The 12,191-nt window shown below is 39.3% G+C and carries 12 protein-coding genes and 1 pseudogene; 7 read left to right on the top strand and 6 right to left on the bottom strand.

The genetic code is table 11. The features are described 5' to 3' along the window. Positions 1-48 precede the first annotated feature (48 nt). The 7 genes from H6G48_RS04420 (at position 49) to H6G48_RS04390 (ending at position 4,862) form a co-directional block, all read left to right on the top strand. On the top strand, positions 49-2,721 hold the full coding sequence (locus H6G48_RS04420) for a CHAT domain-containing tetratricopeptide repeat protein (RefSeq protein ID WP_423202526.1): 2,673 nt from the start codon (positions 49-51) through the stop codon (positions 2,719-2,721). 110 nt (positions 2,722-2,831) lie between these two features. Further along, positions 2,832-3,116, top strand: coding sequence for a hypothetical protein (locus H6G48_RS04415; protein ID WP_190719468.1), 285 nt, complete (start codon positions 2,832-2,834; stop codon positions 3,114-3,116). Between the two features lie 201 nt (positions 3,117-3,317). Further along, a complete protein-coding gene (locus H6G48_RS04410) occupies positions 3,318-3,608 on the top strand; it encodes a hypothetical protein (RefSeq protein WP_002754848.1) in 291 nt (96 codons plus the stop codon). Further along, the gene (locus tag H6G48_RS04405) at positions 3,598-3,990 is read left to right on the top strand and encodes a toxin-antitoxin system TumE family protein (RefSeq protein ID WP_190719465.1); all 393 of its coding nucleotides are present in this window, start codon (positions 3,598-3,600) and stop codon (positions 3,988-3,990) included. Before H6G48_RS04410 ends, H6G48_RS04405 begins: the two co-directional genes overlap by 11 nt. Further along, positions 3,987-4,142: a DNA-binding protein gene (locus H6G48_RS04400; protein ID WP_190356495.1), complete on the top strand. Its 156-nt coding sequence runs from the start codon at positions 3,987-3,989 to the stop codon at positions 4,140-4,142. The genes H6G48_RS04405 and H6G48_RS04400 overlap by 4 nt, the downstream gene beginning before the upstream one ends. A gap of 62 nt (positions 4,143-4,204) precedes the next feature. Continuing rightward, positions 4,205-4,456: a CHAT domain-containing protein gene (locus tag H6G48_RS04395; RefSeq protein WP_341275483.1), complete on the top strand. Its 252-nt coding sequence runs from the start codon at positions 4,205-4,207 to the stop codon at positions 4,454-4,456. Between the two features lie 70 nt (positions 4,457-4,526). Continuing rightward, positions 4,527-4,862 (top strand): LPP leucine zipper domain-containing protein, encoded by a 336-nt coding sequence (locus tag H6G48_RS04390; RefSeq protein WP_149978404.1) that lies wholly within the window; start codon positions 4,527-4,529, stop codon positions 4,860-4,862. A 62-nt stretch (positions 4,863-4,924) separates the two neighbouring features. Here H6G48_RS04390 and ureC read toward each other — a convergent pair whose 3' ends face one another. The 6 genes and pseudogenes from ureC to H6G48_RS04360 all read right to left on the bottom strand — a co-directional run. Continuing rightward, positions 4,925-6,634, bottom strand: coding sequence for an urease subunit alpha (gene ureC / locus H6G48_RS04385; protein ID WP_002785480.1), 1,710 nt, complete (start codon positions 6,632-6,634; stop codon positions 4,925-4,927). 81 nt (positions 6,635-6,715) lie between these two features. Continuing rightward, positions 6,716-7,612 (bottom strand): polyphosphate kinase 2 family protein, encoded by an 897-nt coding sequence (locus tag H6G48_RS04380; RefSeq protein WP_190719461.1) that lies wholly within the window; start codon positions 7,610-7,612, stop codon positions 6,716-6,718. Positions 7,613-7,790: 178 nt separating this feature from the next. Then, positions 7,791-8,132 (bottom strand): XisI protein, encoded by a 342-nt coding sequence (locus H6G48_RS04375; protein ID WP_190719458.1) that lies wholly within the window; start codon positions 8,130-8,132, stop codon positions 7,791-7,793. 14 nt (positions 8,133-8,146) lie between these two features. Beyond that, positions 8,147-10,384, bottom strand: a complete 2,238-nt coding sequence (locus H6G48_RS04370) for a Piwi domain-containing protein (protein WP_190719455.1) — start codon at positions 10,382-10,384, stop codon at positions 8,147-8,149. After that, positions 10,368-11,147 carry a PD-(D/E)XK nuclease family protein gene (locus H6G48_RS04365; RefSeq protein WP_190719452.1) on the bottom strand — a complete coding sequence of 260 codons (780 nt, stop codon included), beginning with the start codon at positions 11,145-11,147 and terminating at the stop codon, positions 10,368-10,370. Before H6G48_RS04365 ends, H6G48_RS04370 begins: the two co-directional genes overlap by 17 nt. 951 nt (positions 11,148-12,098) lie before the next feature. Then, positions 12,099-12,191 (bottom strand): annotated as a pseudogene (locus tag H6G48_RS04360) (IS5 family transposase); the annotation flags it as partial.

The raw sequence follows: 12,191 nt of genomic DNA, 5'->3' as shown, positions 1-12,191 counted from the left end.
AATGGCAGAGTTGGAAAAACAGATTAATCGACTTCCCCATTTGCCAAAGTGGTTTGTGGAAATCCCTTATCAAACCACTTGACTATTGGATCATCTTTTTTATGGAGTTCTCTCAGGAAACAACAATTAGGAGACAACCATCCCGATACCGCCACCAGTCTCAACAATTTGGCTGCACTTTACAGGGTTCAAGGAAGATACAGTGAAGCCGAACCCCTCTACAAACAAGCTTTAGCTATCTGGAAACAACAATTAGGAGACAACCATCCCGATACCGCCATTAGTCTCAACAATTTGGCATTACTTTACAAGTCCCAAGGAAGATACAGCGAGGCCGAACCTCTCTTAAAACAGGCTTTAGCTATCAGGAAACAACAATTAGGAGACAACCATCCCGATACCGCACAAAGTCTCAACAATTTGGCAGAACTTTACAGAGTTCAAGGAAGATACAGCGAAGCCGAACCCCTCTACAAACAGGCTTTAGCTATCAGGAAACAACAATTAGGAGACAACCATCCCCTAACTGCACAAAGTCTCAACAATTTGGCAGCACTTTACCAGTCTCAAGGAAGATACAGCGAAGCTGAACCTCTCTACAAACAAGCCTTAGCTATCTGGAAACAACAATTAGGAGACAACCATCCCGCTACCGCCACCGGTCTCAACAATTTGGCTGTATTTTACCAGTCCCAAGGAAGATACAGCGAGGCCGAACCTCTCTTAAAACAGGCTTTAGCTATCAGGAAACAACAATTAGGAGACAACCATCCCGATACCGCACAAAGTCTCAACAATTTGGCAGAACTTTACAGAGTTCAAGGAAGATATAGCGAAGCCGAACCCCTCTACAAACAGGCTTTAGCTATCAGTAAACAACAATTAGGAGACAACCATCCCGATACCGCACAAAGTCTCAACAATTTGGCTGCACTTTACCAGTCTCAAAGAAGATACAGCGAAGCCGAACCCCTCTACAAACAGGCTTTAGCTATCAGGAAACAACAATTAGGAGACAACCATCCCGATACCGCCACCAGTCTCAACAATTTGGCTGTATTTTACCAGTCTCAAGATGATATTCCTCAAGCCATTAATTATCTCAGCCAAGGACTTGCAGTACAAGAATACAACCTCTCAGAAAATCTAAAAATGGGGGATGACAAGCAAAAACAAGATTATATGGCAAAGGTTTTAGGGACGACTAATTCGGTGATTTACCTCAATCTTCAAGCTGTACCCAATAACCCAGAAGCAACCCGTCTCGCCTTGAAAACTATCTTAGAACGCAAAGGACGAATTTTAGATGTTTCAACCAATAGCTTACAAATTCTCCGACAACGTACTGATGACCCCGAAAGTCAACAATTATTAACTCAACTGATTGAAGTTCGGACTCAACTATCTAATCTGACTTTTAAAAAGCCTGAAGATATTAAAAACCCAGAAATTTACCGTCAACAAATTAACGAAGTTACCGCAAAAGCAAAAGAAATAGAGGGTAAAATCGGTGTTCGTAGTGCCGAATTTCGTAGCCTATCCCAACCCATTACCCTGGAAGGGATTCAAAAACTAATTCCTGCTGATGCTGCTTTAGTTGAAATAGTCCGCTATAGACCTTTTAATCCTAAAGCACCTGAAAATCAACGCTTTGGCATTCCTCGTTATGCTGTTTATATTCTCTATCCTAATGGTGACATCAAAGCTAAGGATTTAGGGGAAGCTAAACCGATTGAGGACAAATTAATTTACTTTCGTGACAATCTTGCAGACGCAGAAACTCCTCTCCCTCAACTGCAAAAATCAGCGCGTCAACTTGATGAGACATTGATGCAGCCTATCCGTCAATTATTAGGCAATACTAAAACAATTCTGCTTTCTCCTGATGCTGCACTTAATTTAATTCCTTTTGAAGCTTTAGTAGATGAAAATAATCAATACTTAGTGGAAAATTATCATATTACCTATCTCACTTCTGGACGGGATTTACTGCGCCTTAAAGATAAATTTGCTAGTCAACAATCTCCGCTTATTGTAGCTGATCCTTTCTATGGTAAAGCAGGGGAAAAAGTCGCTCTCACTCGTTCCATAGACCTGTCTGAGTTTACTTTTCCCGGTCTTCCGGGTACAGAACAAGAAGCTAAAGCGATTAAAAATCTCTTACCTCAAGCCACTGTTTTAACGGGTTCTCAAGCCACAGAAAACGCCGTCAAACAAGTGAAAAAACCGAATATTCTCCACATCGCTACCCATGGTTTTTTTAAACCAGAAAGCAATGTTATTGAGAATCCTTTATTGCGTTCTGGGTTAGTTTTAGCAGGAGTTACAATCGGTCAAAGTGCAGGAGATGATGGGGTTTTGACTGCTTTAGAAACTACCAATTTAAACTTAGTCGGAACCAAATTAGTTGTGCTTTCCGCTTGCGATACGGGGAAAGGAGATATTAAAATCGGTCAGGGAGTTTATGGATTGCGCCGCGCTTTAGTTATTGCGGGAAGTGAAAGCCAACTAATTAGCCTTTGGAAAGTATCTGATGACGCGACTAAAGATTTAATGGTCGCCTATTATGGACGCTTACAAAAAGGAGAAGGACGCAGTGAAGCTTTACGACAAATTCAACTAGGAATGCTCAAGGGTGAGAAGCAAAAACATCCTTTTTATTGGGCAAGTTTTATTCCTTCTGGTGATGCAACTTCGATGGAGTTTAGTTCATATCCATAAACACAATGCAATATTTGCTATCACCCAACTAAAAATCATGAAAAATACTGTCACTCTAGAAGAAATACTCCAATTAGCCAAGCAACTTTCCTCATGCGAGGGTGTGGCCTGTGGAAAATCTCGATCGCCTGTTGGTTCGAGGCTGTAATTGGTTAAAAAACTATTTGATTGTCAATCCTCAAATGCTGGCTAAATTATCGACCTGCCAAACTGCTGACCTCACCCAGCCTAGTGCGAGTATTTTAATGAAACAAAGCGAAGCCTTAGCCAAACAAGGCAAAATCAACGAAGCAATTGAAGGCTTTAAAATCGCCCAAAAGTGGAATCCTAGCCTCCGTTTTGATCCCGTCAGCCGCGCCAACCAACTCGCCAACGACGCTAAAAAGGGAAAATAAAGTCAAAAGTCAAAAGTATAATCTGAGAGAGAAGGAGAAAAGAGAAAAAATGAACCCAAAAATTGACCATAGATCAAAAGGACTTCAGCCCTTAGTTTGACAATTATTGGAGAGGTCTAGTGTAGTGGCACAAGCAACCTGCGCCCTCTGGATATCTTAGCAATTGTCTATAATGCAAAAGTAGCTACAAGACTTCCTATTATGAAGGAACTCAAACTCATCTCTCATCACTCCGGCTCCCTCAAACCTCTAATCGAAGGCGCAATCGCTGAAGCCCTACGTTCCACTGAAGCGGGTATCCAGCGTACCGAACAACGACTGCGAGAATTTGAGGACAAATATCAACTGTCCACAGCAGAATTTCTGCATCGCTACGAAAACGACGAATTTCAAGAAACCCTGGAACTTGACGAATGGATTGGCGAATTGCGAATGCTACAATGCCTACAGGAAAAAGCAGAAAGACTCAGAGGAATTGAATTTGTTAATTGAAGATTATTTTCAACAGATTCAAACAATTATCGCAACCTGTTCAGTAATAAAATTTTTTACGCTAGATTGTGAAAAACGCGATAGTTACGAAGGATTTATTCGAGCCGAAATTAAATTCATTGATAATTCAGTTCTGCATATTCGAGAGTTTGTCAATATCGAAACAATTATTAATCGTAATATGTACGCTTATCAGTATATGAATACCATGAATACCTTAATTTTCCGTTATGATAATACTCCACATCATAAAAAGCTGAACCTCCCAACCTATCCCCATCACAAACATGACAGCAGTGAAGAAAATGTAATCTCGTCCGCTGCTCCAACGCTCTTAGAAGTTCTTCAGGAAATTACCGCCAGAATCAGGAGTTTTCTATGAATGAACTAAAAGGAATCAGTATCAATAAACTGATTGAATATCTTTCCACCAACACTTTAGCCGAATTTAATGCCTATACTAGATTTAAGGAAATGGCAGCTAATGGCAACCCAGAAGAAGGATTGAAAATCTTGGCTAAATTTGATAATTAATATACAGTATAAAGCATTAATTATCATCAAAAAATCGCCAAACTAGAAGCGTAGGTGAAGGGATTTATGGTCTGCGTCGCGCTTTAGTTATTGCTGGAGCAGAAAGCCAACTAATTAGCCTTTGGAAAGTATCTGATGACGCGACTAAAGATTTAATGGTCGCCTATTATGGACGCTTACAAAAAGGAGAAGGACGCAGTGAAGCTTTACGACAAATTCAATTAGGAATGCTCAAGGGTGAGAAGCAAAAACATCCTTTTTATTGGTCAAGTTTTATTCCTTCTGGTGATGCAACTTCGATGCAATTTGACTGATTAAGGGTTAGGAGTTAAACTTAGTGGTAAGATTATTGGTATCACAAACAATTACTAGGAGAGTCACACAATGGCAACATTTACAGAAAACGACCTCAAAGAATTAAAAGACTTTATTGTAGGACAATTCAAAGAAGTTAATGACAAAATAGACAAGTCATCTGAACAACTTAATGGCAAAATAGACAGATTATCTGAACAACTTAATAGCAAAATAGACAAGCTATCTGAAGAAGTGAATAACTTAAGAGTTGACATAGCAAATATTAAAGGAGAATTAACAGGCGTGAATAAACGACTAGATAACTTGGAATTTACTAATCGAATCATCTTTGTTGCTATTGTTGCTGCACTAATGGCAGGATTAGTTAAGTTATTTTTACCAAACCTTCCTACTAATCCTTAACTGTGATTCAAAAAGAAAACGGGTTTTTTGAAAAAACCCGTTTTCTGAATCTGAAATCGAATTCAAAATAGGAAATAGCGTTGGGCCATAGGTAAAACCGTAGCGGGTTCACAGATTAATAATTCCCCGTCAGCACGCACCTCGTAGGTTTCGGGATTAACTTCCATGCGCGGTAAAGCGTCATTAAGCTTCATACTAGCCTTACTGATATTGCGCGTATTCGACACGGCTACGGCGGTTTTTTTCAGCTTTAACTTCTCAGGAATGCCCGCTTTCATAGCATATTTAGAAACAAATGTCAAGGAAGTTTTGGCGATCGCACCACCAAAAGAGGCAAACATGGGACGCATATAAACCGGTTGGGGTGTGGGAATACTGGCATTAGCATCGCCCATTTGCGCCCAGGCGATTAAACCGCCTTTCAGGACAATTTCCGGTTTTACGCCAAAAAATGCCGGTTTCCAGAGAACCAAATCGGCTAATTTGCCCACCTCGATGGAACCGACATAATCGGAGACACCATGGGTAATAGCAGGATTAATCGTATATTTAGCAATATATCGTCTTGCCCGCAGATTATCATTCTCTCCCGTTTCCCCGGTCAGTCTGCCTCGTTGTACCCGCATTTTGTGGGCAGTTTGCCAAGTGCGGATAATTACTTCCCCCACCCGTCCCATAGCTTGAGAATCGGAGGAAATGATGCTAAAAGCCCCTAAATCGTGGAGAATATCCTCGGCGGCAATAGTTTCGCGGCGGATGCGGGATTCGGCAAAGGCCACATCTTCGGGAATACTCCGGTCTAAATGATGACAAACCATCAACATATCGAGGTGTTCCTCTAAGGTATTCGTCGTATAGGGACGCGTGGGATTAGTAGAGGAGGGTAAAACGTTCATTTCCCCGCAAACCTTGATAATATCGGGAGCATGACCACCGCCGGCTCCTTCCGTGTGGTAGGTGTGAATGACGCGATTTTTAAAAGCGGCGATAGTGGCCTCAACAAAACCGGCTTCATTGAGAGTATCCGTATGAATCGCCACCTGCACATCGTACTTATCGGCCACGCTTAAACAGGTATCAATGGCTGCCGGAGTGGTTCCCCAATCTTCATGGAGTTTTAAGCCAATTACCCCCGCTTTTACCTGTTCCGCTAGTCCTTCCGGCTGACTGCTATTGCCTTTACCCAAAAAACCCAAATTCATCGGGAAAGCTTCGGCGGCCTCTAGCATTCGATAGATGTTCCATTCTCCCGGGGTGCAGGTGGTGGCATTAGTTCCCGTTGCAGGTCCGGTCCCACCACCAATCATCGTGGTAATCCCCGACGCAATCGCTGTCTCAATTTGTTGGGGACAGATAAAATGAATATGGGCATCAATCCCCCCTGCTGTCAAAATCATCCCTTCCCCGGCTAATGCCTCGGTAGCAGGACCGATAATAATATCAACATTATCTTGAATGTGGGGATTGCCCGCTTTACCGATTTTATAAATTTTGCCGTCTTTAATGCCCACATCGGCTTTAACGATGCCCCACCAGTCGAGAATTAGGGCATTAGTAATCACCAAATCCACCGCCCCATCTTCCCTAGAAATGGGGGATTGGCCCATCCCATCGCGAATTACTTTACCGCCGCCGAATTTTACCTCATCGCCGTAGGTGGTGAAATCTTTTTCGACTTCGATAAATAATTCCGTGTCTGCGAGGCGAACTTTATCTCCGACGGTGGGGCCGTAGGTTTCAGCATAGGTGCGGCGATCGATGCGATAATTCATAGGGGGAATTCTTGAAAATCGAGATCGATTATACGATCGATTTTCCGGCAATTATCGCTTTTTGGGGATTTTCTTCCATTTTTAATCTGGCTCGTTTTCGAGGATTTCTTTGGCTTTCAGTAAAGCTTGGTGATGTTCTTCGGTAACGGTGGGATATTTTAAACCAAGGGATTCGAGGGTGTGATAAATAACCGCCCCCACAGCTAAACGGGTAAACCATTTGCGATCAGCCGGGATAATATACCAGGGGGCCCACTCGGTACTGGTATGATTGAATACCTCCTCGTAGGCTTTCATGTAATCACCCCAAAAAGCTCTTTCTTTGACATCATTTTCGGAAAACTTCCAGTTTTTTTCGGGGCGATCAATTCTTTCTAAAAATCGTTTTTTCTGTTCTCCTTTAGAAACATTGAGAAAGAATTTCAGGACAATAACCCCATTGTTAACCAGATATTTTTCAAAATTATTAATCTCCTCAAAACGTCGCTGCCAAACTTTCTTAGTTCTGTCTTCCGGGGGGAGTTTTTGCCGTTCCAATAAATCTTGATGGACGCGCACGACTAATAATTCTTCGTAGTAGGAACGATTAAAAATACCGATACGACCCCGCTCAGGTAAGGCTTTATAATATCGCCAGAGATAATCGTGATCTAGTTCTTCGGCCGAGGGAACTTTAAAGCTAAATACCTGACAGCCTTGGGGATTTAAACCCGACATAACGTGTCTGATCGTACCATCTTTACCCGCCGCATCCATGGCTTGTAGATTAATTAACAGGGCATAGGTATCCTGAGCATAGAGTTTATCTTGAAACTCGGCCATTTTTTCGATCCCCTGTTGCAGCAGCAGTGTGGCATCTTCTTTGCTAATGTAGTCTGGCTTAAACCCGGGATCGTAGTCTTTGTGTAGAGAAATTTCTTTACCCGGTGGCACGATTAAGGATTGTAAAAATGCTTGGCGATCAATTTTGCTGACCATGCTCTTCTCCTTGATTATTTTGACCCCTAAGATTACATTGTAGCACTTTTGCTCGGAAAATATCTAACCCTTGAACCGGCGAGTCAAGGATGAAGTGGCAGAAATGACCTAGAAACAAGTATATTTAAATATTCGATTTTAGCTACTCCTCATCTGACGAGAAAGTAAAGAATAATTTTTAGGCGATCGCAAATTCGGTAAACTGTCGCACTTCGGGAGGTTGAAAAGCTAAAACTATCTCACTGCTGGGAATTCCTCCGCGCATTAATTCCGTGGCGATACCTGCTTCTGTCCAATCTTCTTCAATATAAATTTTGTCATTTTTTAGACGAAGATAAACGGAAATTGCTTTAATTATTTTGCCATTTTTCCAGCAAATATTAAACCAAAAATATTGGCTTCTATCATCGTCAAATATCAATATTTCTTCTATGTCTTGATCGGGTACTTGTGAGGAAAATTTTGCATATTCTGTGAGAATTTTCTTGATTATGTTTTGATAATAATTTAGTTTATCCATAGTAAAATTAAATTTTAATGCCACCATTGTTGACACCCTTCTGGTTTTACATGACTCAAACCTTTTAACATTTTGTATCCTATTTTATCAGAAGCAAAAATTGGTACTGGTACTCCTACTTCTTTATAAGACCCATGATGCAATAAGCACAATTTAATTGTAGCTTCAAGAACATCATCTAGTGAAGGAATCTCACCATCCTCAAGGATACTAACTCTGATTGGCTGTGCTAGTCCTACAGCTAGAGGTGGATTAGTGGTAACAACTGTAGCCTCTCGTTCCGAGTGTTTAAAAATAAGATACTGGGTAGGTTTTTGTAAATCCTCTTCCCTTTGATTAAATAATCTACACGTCCCCGATTTAGTGATCTCGACAAAAATCATTTTTGCATTAACCGCTGCCGCTCTTTCCCGCAAAAAATTTAATTCTTGTCCTCTAAACCGACCATCTCTGAAAATTAATACTCGTTTTCCTGATAATTCATCGGAAGGAATAATTTCTCGTAAGGTTTTACTATTTATTTCTTCTCCTTCTAACATAGAACTCGCTAATTTATATTTTATAAATTCTCCTCGAGAACCATATATACGAACACAGGCGCAAGCATTTCTTGTTCCTACCGTTTTTTGCTTAGTCTGACGAGCAACATCTAGACCAATGAAATAGTCAGCAACTTTCAGAGGATCAGCTAAAATAAAAGCGATATTGCCAAGTTTAGCTAAAATACTTAGAATCAATTCATTATAAATATATGAGTTAGTTAAATTTTCCTCATCTACCATTTGACTAGCAATCCCTCTAGATAATAATTGATTAAGGGTATGATAATAGTAGCTACCGCGGTCAGTTATATCAAGTTTTTTATCTCCTTTGGGAAGTATAGTTATCACTAAATGCGGTTCTAAGGCAGATATCTTTTTAATTGTATTTTCTATTTCTACTGCATCCATCTCTGACATTTTACCTTGAATATTTAGGAGCAGTTTTTCCATAAAGTTTACGGAAAAATCTAATTTTTTCAATTCAGATTTTAACTTATCTATAAAAGTTTTTCCAGAGGTGTTGGTAAGATTTAAAGCGATAGCTCTAATTTGACTAGAAGGTAAATTAAAATCCGTACACCGTCGATACACCCCTCCTTCTAACAGCCCTTTTTTAAGATTACTTCTGGGAGAAATTACATTCTTTTCGGATTTATTACCAAATAGAAGGTTAACGGTATCTTGTCTCCATTGTGAAACAGAGAATAAATTTCTGTAATCTCTAGAGTTCACGTATTGATTGACGATTATATTCCAAATAGACAAGGCTGATTCTGCTATTTTCTTACCCTGTTCGAGTAGTGCTTTCCAATCCTGCAATTCTATTTTTGACTGTTGCAGATAGGAATCATAATCAATTTTTACCAGTGCTGCGCTATCTCTATTTATGGAAATCTCTAGGCCGTCTAAAACATAATGAGAATATGTATCTTGTTGCCATTTTCGATTAAATACGGCAACAATTATGTCTGAATCATCACAAGAGCGAATCACTTCTTGAGTTTTGGGATGTACATTAGGATAGTTTAATAATCTCTGTTTCTCTGATTCGGTACAGAGACCAACAATTTCTTGTATAATTCCACCTATTCTAGAATTAAATTTATTATTGACACTTAAATTGATTAACTTGTCATTATCTCTACCATTTCTCAGCCAATACTGCTTAACTGTTCCCATATAACACCCCGATGTTTTCCAGTTTAAAGCTATAGCAGCTTGTCCAGAAAAGTTCTCTGGGCAAGGGTCTAAATATCTAAAAATTGATAAATCTGATATATTATCTTTTATATTAACCTTGATTTTGTAATCTTGTTTTAATAAATAAGAACGGATAATTCGAACAGCTAGACGTGAAATTATTTCAGCTTTTGGATTTTCTAATTTATCAATTTTTTCAATTTCTATCTTAGCTATTCCAATTTCTGTATGAAGATTTTGTACTATTTCATCTAGTTTTTCTTGCCATTTTGATTTACCTCCTTGATTTTTAGATGAATAGTCTGCAGTCAGAATAGAGATAAAATTACCCTGATAGTAGATAAATTTAGCATGATCAATAACTTTAGACAATTCATAGGATAAACGATTACCTTGATCTACCGATAAAGTTTGTTTGACCGAAAAGTACCCAATACGAGTCTTCTCAATATGGTTGATAGAAAGCATCGTACTCGTATAATCTATTTGAGAATTAATTATCGTTGACATATTCAACATAGTCCTCACAATAAAATTGATAACTACAATTCAAACAACCACGTCCAGGGCTGGCGGGAAATATATCTTCAAAACTCCTTTGTCCACAATTATAATCTTTCATTTCTCGCTTGTGTGCTACCGCAATTTCTAGTATACGTTGTTTAACAAAATTTTTTTCTTGCGGATCAAGAGAGTAAATCTCAGAACTTTCTGCTGTTTCCAAATTATAAAATGATGCTACTATTTCTTTTTCGTAATTAAAATATATATCGCCTACTAATATATATACAAAAGCTTGTCTTATATCTTGTGTCTTACCTGTTTTGAAGTCTACTATATGAATTCTAGATTCTTCTTCAATAACACAATCAAAAAGATAATTAATTCTTAAGTATATCTTGTCAATAGGCAGTATTATATTTTCAGATGCTTGGTTGCCTGAATCAAGATGAATAACATTTTTATTTTGCAAAAAGGGATATTTAAAATACAATTCTAAAATATTTTGAATTGTTTGAGCTACTTCTCCATCTCTATTTTGCAAATTGAGAACCTTATCGCCAACATATTCAATACCTTGAGCAGAGATAGATTCAGGATGTTTGTAAAGATAAGCTATCCCTCTTTGTGCGAGTTTACCAATCAATTGAGGATTAGTATCTTGTTGTTTTATCTTTTTGGCTCTTGACAGCCCTCGCTTTTTATGGCAGTGAAATTCTTCAAGACCCAGTTGAGGTGAGAAATCTCGCCAAAGTGAATAAGAAAACTCCATTAAACTGTTTGAAAATGAGTAAGATATGTCTAATAAGTAGGGAGGCACAATTATTTGTAGGATGGGTTAGCGGTAGCCTAAACCATGCGGGCGTTGGGTTTCATGCTTCAACCGTTCGGACCTCGGCGTGAGCTCGGTCGAACGCTGATCTCACGGCCGAAGCCCAACCTACGTTCATCTTATATTTAATTCCACCCACCCACTTAAATACTCATTTTACTAGAATTTTTACTCTTATTTTTGATCGGCATCACTCAGTTAAGCTCTGATATTTTTAATATCTAAACTTCCCTAGTATAAAAATACTAGCTATGGCTAAAAGTCTTACAGAGCCTGAGTTGAAGCAATATAATACCAATTAACTATTAAACGCCAAACTCCTGAAGTCCTTACGCAGATAGGGTTTGAGGCAAAAATTTTCCAGTTTGACCTTTCCACTATTATAGCTTGTTTCGAGGCAGAAAACCATCAAAAACATGGCTACAGAGGGAATCGCTTACTCTAGAGATTAATGACACCATCTGTTACAATAAGGTTAGCGATCACTATACAGCCAACTCTACGGAATCGCTCGACTCTAGATACAGTCAACGGTACAGCGGCTCGACGGCTCGACTGAGCTTCGCCGAACGTCTGAGCATCGCCGAACGTCCATTTTCAAGCGAAAAATGTACCCAGTAGCGTCTTTTCAATTTTTTCTGAGAAGCGACCTGCAGTAAGGGTTTTGTTGATTTTTTAGTATTTATGTATGGGGTAAGTCCAGTAATATAGTCATTTCAATTAAGATTGAGAATATCAATACTAGACGGCACAAAGGTTTTGTCAGTCTAGAATTTATCGGATTCATCTGGAATGATTATATTGTGTAGTTTTGACCTTCTCTAAGGGTTCCCACTACCGACCACCTCGAGGGAGCATCTCACCTTTGCAATAGATCTCTTGCAAAAGTAATCAAGATATATCCTTTTGTCGGTAACGAAGTTCGTAATTGTAGATACCAGCAATCAAATTCAATCTCAGACCAAATCGCCGTCTGCGATTTCT

This window comes from Microcystis flos-aquae FACHB-1344 (assembly GCF_014698375.1).
In the GTDB taxonomy this organism is placed as follows: domain Bacteria; phylum Cyanobacteriota; class Cyanobacteriia; order Cyanobacteriales; family Microcystaceae; genus Microcystis; species Microcystis aeruginosa.
Note: the sequence above shows the minus strand (reverse complement) of the source record. Positions and strands in the feature narration are given on the sequence as shown.